Source organism: Hominilimicola sp., from assembly GCF_046972485.1.
Taxonomy (GTDB): Bacteria; Bacillota; Clostridia; order UBA1381; family UBA1381; genus Hominilimicola; species Hominilimicola fabiformis.
In genome coordinates, this window is record NZ_JBKVWU010000046.1 from 1 (window position 1) to 16148 (window position 16148).

A 16148-nucleotide genomic window follows, 5' to 3' on the forward strand; every position below is an offset into this window, starting at 1 on the left:
ATCGCCCCTCATTTCTATTTTATCTTGTTTGTACCCCTTGTACACCGATGTTTGCGTCTGTTTCGATAAACTTCGCATTTTTTGAAAACGGTGTGCCGTTACTTTTCTTTGCACATTCCAACGCCACTCTTGCCGCCGCCGTTTTGCCGACACCCGCCGGTCCGTATATCAAAATATGCTGTGGGTCAGGACCGCAAAGTGCCGCTTTTATCGCTCTTATTCCGTCGTCCTGACCTATTATTTCATTCACGTTTTTAGGTCTTGCCGTTTCCGTCACAGGTTCAGATAAATGTATATGACGCATACAATTAAGGTGTTCAGCCTCTTTTTTTGAATTGTTTGCAAGGGTTTCACTGTCGCTTTTTTCATTCCTCAGCTTTGTGAAAAAATACATTCCTATAACAAGTGTAAAGAAAAACTGTGTTATCATTATTACACTATTCATATCTATTCCTCCGGACATTTCTTAATACTCTAACTATATTCTTTTCAGAGTAATTTTAATTATTCCAAAATGTCTATGGGAATATTTTTAGTCTTTAACGCAAACAACAGAGCTTTTTGCTCTGTTGTCTAAGTAATGTCTAATTCAAATCTTCTAAATTTCCGCCCATCAATTCGTATGCTTTTTCAAACTGATTGTCTGTTGTCACTTCAATCTTTGAAAAAACTTTTTCAATTTTCTTTTGAGTTGGTATGTCAAGGACTCCGTATGAAAGCAAATCATTTGCTTTTTGGAAGTCCTTTATCGCAGTTTTCAATTCATCGTCAAATACATCACTGTCCGTATTTCCGTTATAGAAATCCAACAGATAAAGTCTTTCCTTTGCAGCTTTTACATTATCGGACGAATTACCGTATGATTGTTTTGTTGTATAATCAAACGGCGTATACTTTGATGTATCTATTCTGTCTGTGGTATTTTCAACTTCAACATCAGGTGTAAGTCCGATATGGTTTATTTCCTTACCGTTTCTTGTCACATACTGACCTGTTGTAAGTTTAAAAACAGAACCGTTTGAAAGCGGATATGTATTTTGAATTACCGCCTTACCGAAAGTCTTTGTTCCGATAAGAGTACCGCCCTTGGAATCTTGAATTGCACTTGCAAGAATTTCAGACGCAGACGCAGTATGCTCATTTACAAGTACCGCAAAGTCAAATTCAGGCTTATCAAGCTTTGATTCATATGTAACGTTATACTTTGTATCTCTGAATTTAACGTCGATTATCTTACCTTTTTTAACAATCTGCTGTGCAATCTCAACTGATGACGATACAAGACCGCCGCCGTTATTTCTCAAATCAAGAATTATCTTCTTAATATTCTTTTCACGCATCCAATCAAGTGCATCTGTAAATTCATCGGTAGTTGTCGAATTAAAGGTTGTAATTTGAATATAACCTATATTACCCTTCAATTCAGCCGAATTAACGGAATTTTCATGTACCGCAACACGCGTTGTTATAAATTCAAGTTCTTCCCCGTCACGCAGCACGGAAACTCTGACGCTTGTATTTTCTTCGCCGATTATTTTGTTACGCACTTCGGATATGCTCCAGCCCGTAACGTTCTCGCCGTCAACCTTGCAAATCTTGTCGCCGATTTTAAGTCCTGCTTTTTCAGCCTTACTGTCCTCATTGAGAAAACCCACAATTTCAACATAACCGTCATCAGACATTTTCATTGATATACCGATACCGTAAAAATTCTGATTTAATTTATCCTGAAATGCCTTATACTCCTCCGGAGTGTAAAATTCACTGTAATCATCAAGGCTTTCAAGCATTGACTTCAACAACTGCACCAACAATGGGTCATTATTTTCAAGCAACTTTGAAAGACCCTGTTTCATTATTTCTTCTTCCGTAAGTGAATCATCTATATATCTTTCGGCAACGTATTTTGCCATTTGTTCAAATGCACCGTATTCACCGCTGTATTTTGATTCTTCCGCTGTTTCTGTTCCAGCCGCAAAAACACTTCCCGACATAAGCAACATAACAACAGACAAAACAGCCGCTGTCAATTTCTTCTTCATATGCACTACCTCTTACTTACCGTTATTTTCATATCGTTAAAATATTTTTCGCCCTGTACCGTAAGTGTATAAACAAGCTCGATAGTTCCGCCGTTTTCATCAAGTTTTGATACTATTCTTTGCGTTTCAATCTCCATCGGCACTGTGCCGTAAGGCAAATGATACAAAAACTCTTTCTTTGTATCAACCTTATATGTCATTGACGAATTTACACTTCCCGTACGTTTTATAAGTATCTCGTTGCCGTCTATTTTTATCATAGACGAAATTTTATCTCCATCATTTTCTGTTTTGTACGTTATATACTGCTTACCGTTTTTTTCGGTGTAATTTCCGTAAGCCGTTTCTTCTATTGTGTCGGTTTCCGAATCAATCGTCTGTCTGTTGCTGACCGTTATACGATATTCGTTATCAGTATTTTTCAATGTCAATCTTATTCACCTGTCCGTTAATTTCTCTTTCAAGGAAAATTCCGCCAAGCTCCTCAAAGCTTGATATATCATCGCTTACATAATATCTGTATTGATTTTCGTCACACTTGCCGTCATGCAAAAGGTTTTCTTTTGTAAGTTTCTTTTTTAAATACTTTGCAACCTCCGCGCCCGAATTTATAAGTGTAACGTCATCACCCATATATTCTCTTATAACCTTTTCAATCAAAGGATAATGCGTACAGCCCAAAATAAGTGTATCAACACCTTGATTTCTTATTTCTTCAAGATATTCCGCCACGATAATTCTCGTAACCTCCGTATCGAAATATCCGTTTTCAACAAGCGGTACAAACATAGGGCAAGCCTTTGCAAAAGTCTGCATCTCGCTGTCATATGCCTTTATCTGCTTTTCATATTCACCGCTTTTGATTGTTCCCGCCGTACCTATAATGCCGATTTTTTTATTCTTTGTCGCTCTTACCGCCGCATAAACAGCCGCGTCAATTACGCCGATAATCGGCACGTCAAATTCGTCCTTAATCGCAGGCAATGCCGCAGAACTTGCAGTTCCGCAAGCGATAACTATAATTTTCACATCAAATGTGTTAAGAAAACGTATGTCGCCTCTTGTATATTTAAGCAACGTTTCTTTTGAACGCGAGCCGTAAGGAACTCTGCCCGTATCACCAAAATATATAATGTCCTCTTTCGGTAACTCATTTATTATCTGCTTTACGGCAGTAAGTCCTCCAAGCCCTGAATCAAAAACACCTATACATTTGTTATCCATTATTTTACTCTCTTTTCCGCAAGCTCGATAAGTTTGTCTAAAAGCTCGCTGTATTCTATACCGACAGCACCCCATAGTTTCGGATACATACTTATGTTTGTAAATCCCGGAAGTGTGTTGATTTCATTTAATACAACACTTCCGTCACTGTGCTTAACAAAAAAGTCAACTCTTGAAAGTCCGCTGCCGTCAAGTGCCTTAAACGCTCTTACGGCATACTCTCTGATTTGCTCGATTGTTTCCTTAGGCAGATCGGCAGGAATTTGAAGTTCTGTTGAGTTGTCGTTGTACTTTGCGTCAAAGTCATAAAATTCAACAGTCGGCATAATTTCACCTACTGTTGCGGCTTTTACGTCCTCATTACCAAGTACGGCACATTCAACCTCATGACCGTCGATATTTTCTTCTACAAGTATTTTTCTGTCAAACTGTGCGGCATTTTCAAGTGCGGCTTTTAATTCTTTTCTGTCGTGAGCCTTACCCACTCCGACAGACGAACCTGTTCTTGCAGGCTTAACAAAGCAAGGATAACCAAGCTTGTTTTCGATTTCATCCATCTTATCTTCAAAGTTGTCTGTTTTATTTACAACAACCCAATCAGCCTGCGGAATATCTGCACTTGCAAACACGATTTTTGATGAAGTCTTATCCATACCGTTTGCAGACGCCATTACGCCCATACCGACATAAGGTATTCCCGAAAGTTCAAAAAGACCTTGAATTGTTCCGTCCTCTCCGAACTCACCGTGAAGTACAGGGAAAATAACGTCAGGATGAATTTTCGTAACCTTATCGCCGTCAAAAACAAGTATAGCCTTATCCTCTGCATCAGGAGAAAGAATTGCCTTCTTCTTGTTTTCCGTATCCTGTTCCCATTCTCCGCTTTCAATCTTTGCATAGTCGCCTGTGTACAGATACCATGCACCGTTTTTTGTAATTCCTACTGTTGAAATATTGTATTTATCTTTATTAAGGTTATTTAAAACCGATGTAACCGATTTTCTTGAAATTTCGTGTTCCGGTGACTGTCCGCCGAAAATAACACACAATTCTAACATTATGTAATCACTCCTAAAACTTTATATAATATTATAATACCTTTTTCGTCACTAAATTGCAAGTGTATTTATTAAAAGTTTATCTTTTTCTCAACTTTTCGAGTAAATTTTCAAAATACTCCGGTATATCACTTGTAAATTCCATCATTTTGCCTGTCCGCGGGTGTACAAAACCAATCGTTTTTGCGTGAAGCAATTGACCGTTTAAATTGAACTTTTCTTTTTTAATTCCGTAAAGCGTGTCGCCTACTATGCTGTGACCGATTGACGCCATATGCACTCTTATCTGATGTGTTCTGCCTGTTTCAAGGATACATTCGACAAGTGTATATTGTCCAAACCGTTCAAGTACGTTAAAATGCGTAACCGCCTCACGTCCGCCGAATACAACAGCCATTTTCTTTCTGTCAGACGGATTTCTGCCGATAGGCTTATTTATTGTGCCGCTGTCCTCTTTTATATTGCCGTTTACAAGTGCAACATATTTACGCATCGCTTTGCGTTCTTTAAGCTGTTCCGACAACTTCAAATGTGCCTCGTTATTTTTTGCGACTATCAGAAGTCCCGACGTGTCCTTATCAATTCGATGCACAATCCCGGGACGGATTACACCGTTAATTGCAGAAAGTTCGTCACCGCAATGGTAGACAAGACCGTTTACAAGCGTACCGCTCTCGTTACCCGGTGCAGGGTGAACGCAAAGTCCCTGCGGTTTGTTCACAACGATAACATCACTGTCCTCATATACGATATTAAGCGGTATATTTTCAGGCTCAATAGAAAGTTCTTCGGGTTCGGGTACATTTATCGTTATTTCCTCCGTACCCAAAATCTTATATTTCTTTAAAAGCTGTTTTTCTCCGCAAAGCACAAGACCGTCCTCGCATAATTTTGCCGCATAACTTCTCGAAATATCCGAATTGTCCGCAATGAATTTATCAAGTCTTTCGCCTTTGTTTTCCTCTGCCGCATTAATTTTTAACGTCTGCATTTTTATCCTCTTTATCAAACCAAATAAAATAAGCCACAAGCAATATCGCACCGACAGTTATACCTATATCGGCAATATTGAATACCGGAAAGTTTATAAATGACGTCTGTATATAGTCAATAACAAAACCTCTGAAAATTCTGTCTATTGCATTGCCGAATGCGCCCGCAAACATCATTGTAATCGATGTACACAAAAGCGGATGTGTCGGCTTTTTCTTTATCCAGTATATTACCGCACAGATACAAAATGCAACCGAAATAATACTCAAAAGCGAGAGTTTTCCCGAAAGTAATGAAAATGCCGCGCCCTTATTTTGAATATATGTTATATCAAATAAATTCAGTATCGAAAATGCGGTATCGCCTACATTCATACCCGAAACAACCAAGTATTTTACCGCTTGATCGGCTATAATTATAAGCACCGCAATAATAAGCCAAAGCATATATAATCTCCTTATTTTGTAATATAATCGAATGCAGCGAATATTTCGGCCTTTGAAACATCAGTCGTCTGCATAACCTCGCCGACTTTTTTCGGCAAAACAAATTTTAATTTACCTGCAATTTTCTTTTTGTCCTTCTGCATATAGCCGTAAACAACCTCTTTTTCAGGCAAATCAACGCGAATTTTAAAACCGTACATATCAAGTACGTTCTCAATACGATTTAATGTACTTTCATCAATCATATTTCGCTTATACGCAATATACGATGCACCGACCATACCGATTCCGACACACTCACCGTGCGTCATCTTAAAATCGTATGCCGATTCGACCGCGTGACCGATTGTATGGCCGAAATTGAGAATTGCACGAAGTCCGTTTTCTTTTTCGTCCTGCTCAACAACGTCAGCCTTAATCGAACAATTTATCTTATCCATCTTTATAAGCGTTTCATTGTCAAGTGTTTTTATCTTGTCGCTGTTTTTCTCGATATAATCAAAGAACTCGCTGTCTCTTATAATTCCGTGCTTGATAACCTCTCCCATACCCGAAACAAATTGTTCGTTCGGAAGTGATTTCAAAGTTGCCACATTTATGTACACAAGTTTCGGCTGATGAAAAGCACCTAAAATATTCTTGCTTTCCATAAAGTCAATACCTGTTTTTCCGCCGACAGAGCTGTCCGACTGTGAAAGTAGTGTTGTAGGCACTTGCACAAAATCAATACCGCGCATAAATATTGCCGCGGCAAATCCTGCCATATCTCCTACCACGCCGCCGCCAAGTGCAACAATCATACTTTTTCTGTCCATTTCGTGTTCGATACACGCACCGCATATGCCGAGTATTGTATCCATACCCTTGTTTTCTTCACCTGCCGTAAATGCGTATATTTTTGAATCATAGCCGTTTTTTATAAGTAAATCATTGACTTCGTCGGCATATAGTTTTTCTACGTTACTGTCTGTTACAACAAGTAATTTTTTCGGTGCATTTATATCCGACATTGCTTTTGCAAAGCCGTTAAAGCTATCCGAAAAAAGTATATCGTATGATTTTTTTCCTAAATCAACAAATAATTTTTCCATATTCAATATTCCTTTTAGTGTCCCTGTTTTTAGTGTCCCCTTATAATGAAAGTGACGGTATCGCATTAAGCGTCATATCCGCAAAATTCTTTTCAAGATAACCGTAATATCCCGCACAGGCTATCATTACTGCATTATCCGTACAAAGTATAGGCTCCGGATATACAACTTTTATGCCCTTTTCGCCTGCAAGTTTTGTCATTTTTTCACGCAACGCACTGTTTGACGCAACACCGCCTGCAAGTGCGATAATCTTGCTGTTTTTCTGTTCTGCCGCCTCTATCGTGTGTTCACACAAAACGTCCGTAACCGCATCCTGAAAGCTTGCGGCAATGTCGGCTTTATTATATTCTTCACCGTTTTGTTCAAGTTTGTGAAGATAATTTATGACCGCTGTTTTAACACCGCTGAATGAGAAATCAAGCGAATTTTTATCCATTCTCACGCGTGGGAAATCAACCGCTTTCGGATTACCCTCTTTGGCAAGTTTATCAATAAGCGGGCCGCCCGGATAACCCAAACCAAGCACACGAGCTATTTTGTCAAACGCCTCACCTGCCGCATCGTCACGTGTTCTGCCCATTATTTCAAGATGCGTGTAATCCTCAACGCTCACAATATGACTGTGTCCGCCTGACGCAACAAGACATACAAACGGCGGTTCTAAATCTTTGTGTGCCACAAAATTAGCCATTATGTGTCCCTTTATGTGATGTACCGGCACAAGCGGTTTGTTAAGTGCAAACGCAAGTGCTTTTGCCGTTGATACTCCGACAAGCAACGCACCGACAAGACCCGGACCGTATGTAACCGCAATCGCGTCAATATCGTCAAATGTTACGTTTGCCTCCTCCAATGCCTCGTCTATAACCGCGTCAATCGTTTCAATGTGTCGTCTTGACGCAACCTCCGGTACAACACCGCCGAATTTTTTATGCAATGCTATCTGCGTATTTATTACGTTAGACAAAACCTCTCTGCCGTCTTTTACGACAGCGGCCGCAGTTTCGTCACATGAACTTTCAATTCCAAGTATAAGCACGTTATCACTCCTCACACGGTTCAAAGCTTTTCGTCATTATCCAAGCGTCCTCACCGTTATCACTGTAATATCTTTTTCTCTCACCTATTATATCAAAACCGTATTTTTTGTAAAGCCCTTGTGCCGCTATGTTACTTTTACGGACTTCAAGAGTTAAAAGCTCCAGCTTTAATGTAACGGCTGTTTTTATCATTTCACTGATAAGCATACTGCCTATTTCGTTTTTTCTGTATTCGGGAAGTACCGCGACATTTGTTATATCACCCTCACCCGACACGTTCCAAAAACCTGCATAGCCGATACACTTACCGTTATCCTTTGCGACAAAATACACCGCAAGTTTGTTTTGCATTTCGTCGTGAAAAGATTTTTCCGACCACGGAACTGCAAAGCACTTTTTTTCAAGCTCCGCAATTTCCGCAACGTCATCGTCTGTCATTCGTGTTATCGTAATATTTTTCATATCACTTTTTACTTTGCATATCTGCGATTTTTTCCGCAACGTCTACAAGCGCGTCATAAATCTCTTGTGCAACTTCTTCATATTCTTCAAGGTCACCGCCGTAAGGATCGGATATGTCACCGCTTGAACCTGCATATTCAAGTAATGTGTATACCTTGCCTTTTGCCAAAGGCTCAAGTATTTGCTTGTGTCCCTCTGTCATTGTTAGGATTAAATCACATTGCTTTATAAGGTCCTCCGTTACAGGCTGTGTTCTGTGGCCTGATAAGTCTATGCCGTATTTCATAAGTGCTTTAATCGCATTTTCACTTGCACCTTGACCGTCCTCGGCAAATATTCCGGCTGATTCGATAAATACATCAAGGTCGTTTTCAACAGCGATTTTGTCCATTATCGCTGCCGCCATCGCACTTCGGCACGTGTTGCCTGTACATACAAATAATATATTCATAAATTTCGTATCTCCTTTCGTATTTTGGTATGCCACCACACTTGTTCGGGCGACCGATGATCGCCCCTACGCATCTCGCTTTGCCACCACTCCGTCACTTCGTGACACCTCTCTTCAAGGAGAGGATTTTGGGTATTCGCTGACTTTCATAAAGCTCCCATTGAGGGGAGCTGTCGACAACGTCGACTGTGGGGTGGCTCTTGCGGGCAACCGATGATTGCCACTACTAATTGTACCGCCATGCCACCACTCCGTCACTTCGTGACACCTCTCTTCAAGGAGAGGATTTTGGGTATTCGCTGACTTTCGTAAGGCTCCCATTGAGGGGAGCTGTCGACAACATCGACTGTGGGGTGGTTCTTGCGGGCGATTTTTCGGTTTTAGACGTGGATTACTCTCTGCGCCGCCGCTTTATACAATCTGTTTTTCACTGCAAGTCCGTAGCCGTCTTTTTCGGAAAATTCGGCAAATACCACTTCAACGCCAAGTTCATCAAATTCACGCAATGCCGCAAACAAGTTTTTTGCATACTCTTTATTTGTACTTCCTGCCGAAAGCATCACTGCTTTATCATACACTGCACCGTACATTGTAAGCACTCCCGTTACTTTCCCCTCGGTCTGTTCAAGAAGTTCCTTTATCTTACTCTGCACTGCGTCTTTTTCACCCTCAACAACGGTTACTTCCGCATTAGGCGCATAATGTTTATACTTCATACCCGGACATTTCGGCACTTCATCTGCCGCAATGGAATGTAATATATTTTTATCTATTTCAACGTCAAGACCTATGCCTTTCAAATCGTCATACGTCACGCCGCCCGGTCTTAATATAACCGGCTTTTCACCTGTAAAATCAACGATTGTCGACTCCACACCCACATTACATTCACCGCCGTCAATTATAGCGTCAATTCTTCCCGTCATATCCTTTACAACGTGCTTTGCCTTTGTCGGACTCGGTTTTCCCGAAAGATTTGCACTCGGTGCGGCAATCGGAACACCTGCCGCTTTTATAAGTTTCTGAGCCGTTTCATGTAACGGAAAACGTATTGCAACAGTATCAAGTCCTGCCGTAACATCATTGGGTACAACCGATTTTTTCTTTAAAATAATTGTCACGGGTCCCGGCATAAAATTATCTATAACTTTCTTTGCACTTTCCGGTATTTCCTCCGCAATATCCTTTATCTGCCCTTTATCGCATATATGCACTATAAGCGGATTATCGGACGGTCTGCCCTTTGCGTCATAAATTTTCTTAGCCGCGTCCGAATCAAAAGCTGACGCACCCAAACCGTAAACTGTTTCAGTCGGAAATGCGACCAGTCCGCCGTTTCTCAATATTTCGCCTGCCTCGGCAATTTCGTTATCATCTGTATGAAATAATTTCGTATCCATTATTTTCTTAACCTCTGTCAATCTTGATATTCTTCAAGCATTGTATGCTTTAAATTCCACAATTTCTCCGACAAATCAACGTAATAAGTATGAGGATTTTCAAATCTCTTAACCTCGTCCCAAAGTCCGTCAATCTCCATTTTACAATATTCGCGAAGTACATTAAGGTCGGGACATTCATACACGCACTTACCCTTTTCAAATATCGGTTTTAACAATTCTCGTGAATAAAAGTCCGTAACAGTTTTCTTCTTCCACGTATGTTCGGGATCAAATATTGTGTACGGTTTGTTGTTATCGATAGTTTCACCGTGCATTGTAATAACGTCCGCAATCGCACGGCTGTCGCTCTTTGAATATAATCTATGCACCTGTTTAAATCCCGGTGTTGTAATCTTTGCAACATTTTCACTAATCTTGATCTTCGGAATAATATTTCCGTCATTATCTTCAACCGCCACAAGTTTATACACACCGCCGAATACAGGCTCTGACTTAGACGTTATAAGTCTTTCACCCACACCGAACATATCAATCTTAGCCCCCTGCAAAAGCATATCACGAATTATATACTCGTCAAGTGAATTTGACGCAACTATCTGACAATCCGGATAACCTGCATCGTCAAGCATTTTACGGCACTTTTTAGACAAATACGTTATATCGCCCGAATCAATTCTTACACCCTTAGGTCTTGCTCCCATGGGTTTTAATACTTCATCAAAAACCTTAATTGCGTTCGGTATACCCGATTTCAGCACATTATAAGTATCAACAAGCAAAGTACAGCCTGTCGGATAATTCTTCGCATACGCATAAAACGCCTCATATTCACTGTCAAAAAGCTGTACCCAACTATGTGCCATTGTTCCGAGTGCCGGCACTCCGTAAAGTTCATCGGAAATAGTACAAGCCGTACCTGCAACACCGCCTATATACGCGGCTCTTGCACCGATAGTTGCGGCACTGTAACCCTGAGCGCGTCTTGAGCCGAACTCCATAACCGCTCTGCCCTGTGCAGCTCTTACAATTCTGTTTGCCTTAGTCGCAATAAGGCTCTGGTGGTTTATCGTAAGCAAAATCATCGTTTCGACAAACTGCGCCTGTATTACAGGACCTCTTACCGTAATAATCGGCTCGCCCGGAAATATCGGTGTACCGTCAGGCACTGCCCATACGTCACATTCAAACTTAAAATTCTCCAAATATTTAAGAAATTCCTCTTTAAAAATCCCTTTACTCCGAAGATATTCAATATCTTCCGCTGTAAAATTAATCTCTTTTATATATTCAATAATCTGTTCAACGCCCGCCATTATGGCAAAACCGCCGTCTTCGGGAACTCGTCTGAAAAACATATCAAAATATGCAATTTTATCCTTATATCCCTCGGCAAAAAAGCCATTCATCATTGTAAACTCATAAAAATCCGTGAGCATTGTCAAATTCATTTCATTTTTCATATATGTTACCTCTGTATTTACTCCGCTTTTATTCTTACTGCCGCACGCACTCCATCTATATTATCTACGTTTGTATGAAGAATAAACCCGTCATTCTTCATATATCTCTGCATTTTGTCATTATAGCCGTATGGGCATAAAATCCAATACGAACCGCGTACATCTATCGTTTTCATCATATCAAGTGTCGGAATATAAACCATATCATCAACGTAATACTTATACGCACTTTCCGAAAGGTCTGCAACCTCACTTCTTGTAGCACTCCAATAATGAGTATGATCACCGCTCACCGCAAGTCCTCTGTCGTTATAAGTAAGCATAACTTCGTTTTCCTTCGGCTCAATTCTTGCAAGTTCGTCCATTGTGAACTCACTTATAAAGTCGGAATTAAGCCATTGTCTTAAATCGCTTGTTTCCCACATATTATTTTCGTCATCAAAAATTCTTTCGGTAACGCAATCCTTGGTAACAATAACCTTACTGCCGTCATCATATTCCTGCATTACTTCCCACTTAAGCGGCTGACCGTTATATGTTCCGAATTCAATAGTTTCCTTAGGCGGCTCAATCTGCAATACGCCTACCGCAACGACAAGTGCCGCTATTGATGCAATCCTGTTACGCAGCTGCATATTTACTATTCCTAAAATAATTACCGCAAAAAGCACGTCCATACAATTTGCAAAAAGGAACATATGTTTCATAATATCCGCCTCACCGTTTCCGACAATCGGAAGACACATATTAATCCACAATCCGACTATAAGCACATACATTGCCATAATCATATACAACCTTTTTTCATCGGTTTCTTTATGATTTTTAACAAGATATATGTGTACAAATATAACATACAATGTCATTATAATCGCCATTGCAAACACGATATACGGATTATACAAAAACTTTGTCGCCACTCGCAGATTGCTCCACAAACTGAAACGGTTTGAATACTGCATTAGCACCGTTTCTGAATTACCCGAATTAAGCGGTCTTAAGCATGACGCGTTTTCTATCGAAAAAGCGATTTTCTTTACGAACCTTACAGGGTGTCTTAAATAGAAAAACACAACATTCGCTTTTGATATTCTGTCGTAAAAATCGTGCTGAAATTCGTCTGTTGTTATATCAATCGGATATTCACCGTCATCCATATAAGCATGAGTATTAACAAGCGGTAAATACTTTTCGTCAATACCGAGCTGTTTTAAATCCTTTTCGGGCGTTTCACTTTCCTTGACCGCACCGAAAAATACCGACTGATACGTTGTATCATAGTGCATCCATGACGGAATACTCATATACAAATTCGTTATACAAACCGCCGCCAAAATAACGCATATAAGCACGCCTATTCTGTAAAACTTGCCCTTACGCAAATACGCAAAAGAAAGTGCAAGCACCGAAACTATAACCGAATACGGCACATTCGCAAGTTTTGAACCTGCGAAAAAGTACAGTGCCACAAAAAAGCAAGCTATTTTCGGTATAGTCGGTCGTTTGTATATCAAAAGCCCCAATGCAATAAGTATCATAAGCGACACATATTGCAGCGGTTCTCCGTACAGCGAATTGAAGTACAGCAAATACCCCGCGTCACAAAATATAAATACAAATATCAGAAATACAGCTATCTGCATTTTTCTCGGCTCATCCGCAAAAAACGTAAATATTCCCCATGCCGCCGTTGACAGCATAAGTATGTATATAAATGCCAAATACGCAATATTGTATGTTGTTTCATCACGCGAAGTTATTTTGTTTGCGACAAAGTTCATAACCTTAGACGCTTTTATGATTATAAACTGCGGTGATGAATATATATCTTCTTCGCTGTTAGACTCACAAAGATACGTTATCTTGTCCCAAAATCCCGCACCCTCGACTTTCATCTTATAATCCTGTTTGAACAGATAATAATAATTGCTGTCGTTTTCATATTCCATATTATTTACAAGCAGTACTCTTCTGAAATCACCGTTATCGGAAAGTCCGATATTATCACCCATATAAAGTACAGAAAAAGAAAGTATAAAAACTATAATCGCACCAATAAGCGGAAATATTCTCTTGTTGTTTTTCAATAATTCCATCTGAATCTCCTTATTTGCTTTTATAGCAAAATAGGCGGAAAATACCCTTTCCGCCTACAAAATTCTATTAAAATGAATGAGTGTTCTTTCTGCTGTAGCCGCCTGAACGCTTTGAATCGTTATTACGTCTTAATGTCTGCATTTTTTCATCACTGTCCTGTTTGAACTTTGAAAGTTTATCTTCAAACGACAAACTGTCCGATGATGACGCACTCCAATCTATATCAGCAGGACGTATAGGACCTTTGTTCTCTTGTCTGTGTCTTGGAGCTCTTTCCTTTTTTTCTTCTGCCTGTTTCATTGAAAGACTGATTTTTCCCGACTCATCAATTTTGATGACCTTTACTTTTACATTATCGCCTTTCTTTACGCAGTCATTTATATCCTTAACATATCTTGAAGAAAGTTCGGATATGTGAACAAGACCGGACTGTTTATTTCCGATATCCACGAATGCACCGAACGGCATTACACTTACAACCTTGCCCTCTAATATACTACCTACTGAAACCATATTATTTTGTTTTTCCTCTCTGTTTATTGTTGTTCACCCGATACGTCCACAAAAACCTTAGCGTTGCTCTTGATTAAACCAAGTTTTTCGCTCGCCATTTTTTCTATGTACTCATCGGTATTAACTTTGCCTTTTAATTCTTCAATTTCCTTCTGACGTTCCTGTTCGTATTCGATTTGGTTTGTCAGCTTTGCAACTTCCGCTTTACTTGCATTTATCTGTGGAATTTGCATAAGACCTTTAAATATCATTCCGCCTACCAAAAATACAAGTAATGCTATTTTTAGTCCCTTTTGATGTTCCTTTACAAAATTTATTATTAAGTTTTTGTATTCATTCATCATGGGTATCATGACCTTTCCGTCGTTTATTTTTTATAACTCCAATTATAGGCACTATTAAAATTTTATACAAAAACTTCGGCGGTGTCAAGAGTATTTTGAAAATAAACTTAGCAAATTTCAAAATATTTTCAAATATAAACAAAAAAAGCTTTAAAATCCATTTACTAAACAGCAAAAAGTAGAAAACAGCGCCCAAAATTATCCCAAGCGGTTCGTAAAACCTAAATATTCCGCTGTTGAAATTCCACGCCGCCGCACTTATGACATATGCCGCAAATATCCAAAACAATATATCGCTTGCAGAAACTATTACCGCAGACGGATTTAAAACCATTCGCATTGCCCTGAGCATATCAAATACAACCGCCAACGCACCGCCGCATATAATCATCGCAAGAAATACATATACTTCTCGGCTTATCATTTGAACAGACCCGCAAAAAATCCGTCCTTGCCTTTGTTTACATACTGTATCGAATGTATCTCGCCTTTAACGTCAAGCATTCCCGTATCGGTATTAAGCTGATTTATACTTAGATTTTTACCTTTTATACAAAGTCCGCCCATACTTGTTTTCAGCATAACCTGACTGTCCGAAAATTCAGATACGTCATTCACTCCGGAAAGCGACATTTTAGACCTGTTCACAAGCGATATTGAGTGTTCCTTTTCCGCAAAGCTTTCAGAAATACTTTTTTCGATTTTAGACATTTGAGCCATTTAAACCGCCTCCATATATTTAATCTGATTTTAGTTTCTGACTAAATATATGTCCCTCGTTTTAAATTTATGACAACGGCTTGTAAAGTGATGACGCGTCATTTTTCAAAACGTGTTCGGCTATCGCCATAACCTGTACTTTTATAATTCTCTCGCCCATCTTGATTTCTATAATATCGTTTTCTTTAACATCATACGACGCCTTTACAACTCTGCCGTTTACCGTTATTCTGCCTTGGTCGCAAGCCTCGTTTGCAACCGAACGTCTTTTTATAAGTCTTGCAACTTTTAAATATTTATCTATTCTCATAATATAATCTCCTTAAATGAAACTTAAAAATTATTTTTTAGACTGTCGACTGTCTAAAAAACAAAACAGGAGTACCGCATATGCGACACCCCTGTAATAAAATCATAAAACCGCCTAAATTAGTTGTTTACAACGTCCTTAAGAGCCTTACCTGCCTTGAATGCAGGAACCTTTGATGCAGCGATTTGAATAGCTTCGCCTGTACGAGGGTTCTTACCTGTTCTTGCTTCTCTGTTTCTTACTTCAAATGTACCAAAACCAACAAGTTGTACTTTATCACCTGCACATAGAGCGTCTGTAATAGCTGCTGTTACAGCTGCAACTGCCTTTTCAGCGTCCTTCTTTGATAGTTCAGCCTTTTGAGCTACTGCTGCTACAAGTTCTGTTTTGTTCATGATTTTTCCTCCTAAAATTTTCAAAAGTTTCATTCAGCCGTTTTTTCATAATTTTGTTAATCGGCTGTTCATTAACTAATTCTATTACATTTTTTC

Annotated in this window: 20 protein-coding genes; all 20 read right to left on the reverse strand. The window is 39.5% G+C overall.

Features of this window, described 5'->3' with window-relative positions:
* Positions 1 to 19: 19 nt before the first annotated feature.
* The 20 genes from ACLTU0_RS06515 to ACLTU0_RS06610 all read right to left on the reverse strand — a co-directional run bounded on the left by ACLTU0_RS06515 (position 20) and on the right by ACLTU0_RS06610 (position 16052).
* Positions 20 to 445: a hypothetical protein gene (locus ACLTU0_RS06515; protein WP_412321710.1), complete on the reverse strand. Its 426-nt coding sequence runs from the start codon at positions 443 to 445 to the stop codon at positions 20 to 22.
* A 139-nt stretch (positions 446 to 584) separates the two neighbouring features.
* Positions 585 to 2042: a S41 family peptidase gene (locus tag ACLTU0_RS06520; protein WP_412321711.1), complete on the reverse strand. Its 1458-nt coding sequence runs from the start codon at positions 2040 to 2042 to the stop codon at positions 585 to 587.
* A 5-nt stretch (positions 2043 to 2047) separates the two neighbouring features.
* Positions 2048 to 2473, reverse strand: a complete 426-nt coding sequence (locus ACLTU0_RS06525) for a DUF1934 domain-containing protein (RefSeq protein WP_022230744.1) — start codon at positions 2471 to 2473, stop codon at positions 2048 to 2050.
* Positions 2454 to 3266 (reverse strand): glutamate racemase, encoded by an 813-nt coding sequence (gene murI, locus ACLTU0_RS06530; RefSeq protein WP_022230743.1) that lies wholly within the window; start codon positions 3264 to 3266, stop codon positions 2454 to 2456. Before murI ends, ACLTU0_RS06525 begins: the two co-directional genes overlap by 20 nt.
* A complete protein-coding gene (locus ACLTU0_RS06535; RefSeq protein ID WP_412321723.1) occupies positions 3266 to 4327 on the reverse strand; it encodes a D-alanine--D-alanine ligase family protein in 1062 nt (353 codons plus the stop codon). The genes murI and ACLTU0_RS06535 overlap by 1 nt, the downstream gene beginning before the upstream one ends.
* Before the next feature lie 76 nt (positions 4328 to 4403).
* On the reverse strand, positions 4404 to 5315 hold the full coding sequence (locus ACLTU0_RS06540; RefSeq protein ID WP_412321713.1) for an RluA family pseudouridine synthase: 912 nt from the start codon (positions 5313 to 5315) through the stop codon (positions 4404 to 4406).
* The gene (gene lspA, locus ACLTU0_RS06545; protein ID WP_412321715.1) at positions 5296 to 5763 is read right to left on the reverse strand and encodes a signal peptidase II; all 468 of its coding nucleotides are present in this window, start codon (positions 5761 to 5763) and stop codon (positions 5296 to 5298) included. Before lspA ends, ACLTU0_RS06540 begins: the two co-directional genes overlap by 20 nt.
* 11 nt (positions 5764 to 5774) lie before the next feature.
* Entirely contained in the window at positions 5775 to 6854 is a 1080-nt protein-coding gene (aroB, locus tag ACLTU0_RS06550; protein ID WP_412321717.1) for a 3-dehydroquinate synthase, read from the reverse strand.
* 40 nt (positions 6855 to 6894) lie between these two features.
* Positions 6895 to 7911: a tRNA (adenosine(37)-N6)-threonylcarbamoyltransferase complex transferase subunit TsaD gene (gene tsaD / locus ACLTU0_RS06555; RefSeq protein ID WP_117967935.1), complete on the reverse strand. Its 1017-nt coding sequence runs from the start codon at positions 7909 to 7911 to the stop codon at positions 6895 to 6897.
* Positions 7901 to 8359, reverse strand: coding sequence for a ribosomal protein S18-alanine N-acetyltransferase (rimI, locus tag ACLTU0_RS06560; protein ID WP_412321718.1), 459 nt, complete (start codon positions 8357 to 8359; stop codon positions 7901 to 7903). The genes tsaD and rimI overlap by 11 nt, the downstream gene beginning before the upstream one ends.
* Before the next feature lies 1 nt (position 8360).
* Positions 8361 to 8810 carry a low molecular weight protein arginine phosphatase gene (locus ACLTU0_RS06565; RefSeq protein ID WP_022230736.1) on the reverse strand — a complete coding sequence of 150 codons (450 nt, stop codon included), beginning with the start codon at positions 8808 to 8810 and terminating at the stop codon, positions 8361 to 8363.
* Positions 8811 to 9190: 380 nt separating this feature from the next.
* Positions 9191 to 10210: an L-threonylcarbamoyladenylate synthase gene (locus tag ACLTU0_RS06570; RefSeq protein WP_412274105.1), complete on the reverse strand. Its 1020-nt coding sequence runs from the start codon at positions 10208 to 10210 to the stop codon at positions 9191 to 9193.
* 17 nt (positions 10211 to 10227) lie between these two features.
* Positions 10228 to 11673: a nicotinate phosphoribosyltransferase gene (locus tag ACLTU0_RS06575; protein ID WP_147513670.1), complete on the reverse strand. Its 1446-nt coding sequence runs from the start codon at positions 11671 to 11673 to the stop codon at positions 10228 to 10230.
* A gap of 17 nt (positions 11674 to 11690) precedes the next feature.
* Positions 11691 to 13769, reverse strand: coding sequence for a DUF6273 domain-containing protein (locus ACLTU0_RS06580; protein WP_412321719.1), 2079 nt, complete (start codon positions 13767 to 13769; stop codon positions 11691 to 11693).
* Between the two features lie 67 nt (positions 13770 to 13836).
* Positions 13837 to 14283: a S1 RNA-binding domain-containing protein gene (locus tag ACLTU0_RS06585; protein ID WP_117966890.1), complete on the reverse strand. Its 447-nt coding sequence runs from the start codon at positions 14281 to 14283 to the stop codon at positions 13837 to 13839.
* Positions 14284 to 14306: 23 nt separating this feature from the next.
* Positions 14307 to 14627: a septum formation initiator family protein gene (locus tag ACLTU0_RS06590; RefSeq protein WP_308456244.1), complete on the reverse strand. Its 321-nt coding sequence runs from the start codon at positions 14625 to 14627 to the stop codon at positions 14307 to 14309.
* The gene (gene yabQ, locus ACLTU0_RS06595) at positions 14617 to 15051 is read right to left on the reverse strand and encodes a spore cortex biosynthesis protein YabQ (RefSeq protein WP_412321721.1); all 435 of its coding nucleotides are present in this window, start codon (positions 15049 to 15051) and stop codon (positions 14617 to 14619) included. Before yabQ ends, ACLTU0_RS06590 begins: the two co-directional genes overlap by 11 nt.
* Positions 15048 to 15347 (reverse strand): sporulation protein YabP, encoded by a 300-nt coding sequence (yabP, locus tag ACLTU0_RS06600; RefSeq protein WP_308456242.1) that lies wholly within the window; start codon positions 15345 to 15347, stop codon positions 15048 to 15050. Before yabP ends, yabQ begins: the two co-directional genes overlap by 4 nt.
* 67 nt (positions 15348 to 15414) lie before the next feature.
* The gene (locus ACLTU0_RS06605) at positions 15415 to 15657 is read right to left on the reverse strand and encodes an RNA-binding S4 domain-containing protein (RefSeq protein ID WP_412321722.1); all 243 of its coding nucleotides are present in this window, start codon (positions 15655 to 15657) and stop codon (positions 15415 to 15417) included.
* Positions 15658 to 15776: 119 nt separating this feature from the next.
* Positions 15777 to 16052, reverse strand: a complete 276-nt coding sequence (locus tag ACLTU0_RS06610) for an HU family DNA-binding protein (RefSeq protein ID WP_022230727.1) — start codon at positions 16050 to 16052, stop codon at positions 15777 to 15779.
* Positions 16053 to 16148 lie beyond the last annotated feature (96 nt).

Excerpts from the sequence above, each read along its gene's own strand:
- ACLTU0_RS06575 (WP_147513670.1), bottom strand. The coding sequence starts at position 11,673 with ATGAAAAATGAAATGAATTTGACAATGCTCACGGATTTTTATGAGTTT.
- ACLTU0_RS06610 (WP_022230727.1), bottom strand. The coding sequence starts at position 16,052 with ATGAACAAAACAGAACTTGTAGCAGCAGTAGCTCAAAAGGCTGAACTA.
- ACLTU0_RS06590 (WP_308456244.1), bottom strand. The coding sequence starts at position 14,627 with ATGATGAATGAATACAAAAACTTAATAATAAATTTTGTAAAGGAACAT.
- ACLTU0_RS06585 (WP_117966890.1), bottom strand. The coding sequence starts at position 14,283 with ATGGTTTCAGTAGGTAGTATATTAGAGGGCAAGGTTGTAAGTGTAATG.
- yabP (WP_308456242.1), bottom strand. The coding sequence starts at position 15,347 with ATGGCTCAAATGTCTAAAATCGAAAAAAGTATTTCTGAAAGCTTTGCG.
- rimI (WP_412321718.1), bottom strand. The coding sequence starts at position 8,359 with ATGAAAAATATTACGATAACACGAATGACAGACGATGACGTTGCGGAA.
- ACLTU0_RS06605 (WP_412321722.1), bottom strand. The coding sequence starts at position 15,657 with ATGAGAATAGATAAATATTTAAAAGTTGCAAGACTTATAAAAAGACGT.
- ACLTU0_RS06580 (WP_412321719.1), bottom strand. The coding sequence starts at position 13,769 with ATGGAATTATTGAAAAACAACAAGAGAATATTTCCGCTTATTGGTGCG.
- ACLTU0_RS06540 (WP_412321713.1), bottom strand. The coding sequence starts at position 5,315 with ATGCAGACGTTAAAAATTAATGCGGCAGAGGAAAACAAAGGCGAAAGA.
- ACLTU0_RS06515 (WP_412321710.1), bottom strand. The coding sequence starts at position 445 with ATGAATAGTGTAATAATGATAACACAGTTTTTCTTTACACTTGTTATA.
- aroB (WP_412321717.1), bottom strand. The coding sequence starts at position 6,854 with ATGGAAAAATTATTTGTTGATTTAGGAAAAAAATCATACGATATACTT.
- lspA (WP_412321715.1), bottom strand. The coding sequence starts at position 5,763 with ATGCTTTGGCTTATTATTGCGGTGCTTATAATTATAGCCGATCAAGCG.
- ACLTU0_RS06570 (WP_412274105.1), bottom strand. The coding sequence starts at position 10,210 with ATGGATACGAAATTATTTCATACAGATGATAACGAAATTGCCGAGGCA.
- yabQ (WP_412321721.1), bottom strand. The coding sequence starts at position 15,051 with ATGATAAGCCGAGAAGTATATGTATTTCTTGCGATGATTATATGCGGC.
- ACLTU0_RS06565 (WP_022230736.1), bottom strand. The coding sequence starts at position 8,810 with ATGAATATATTATTTGTATGTACAGGCAACACGTGCCGAAGTGCGATG.
- murI (WP_022230743.1), bottom strand. The coding sequence starts at position 3,266 with ATGGATAACAAATGTATAGGTGTTTTTGATTCAGGGCTTGGAGGACTT.
- ACLTU0_RS06520 (WP_412321711.1), bottom strand. The coding sequence starts at position 2,042 with ATGAAGAAGAAATTGACAGCGGCTGTTTTGTCTGTTGTTATGTTGCTT.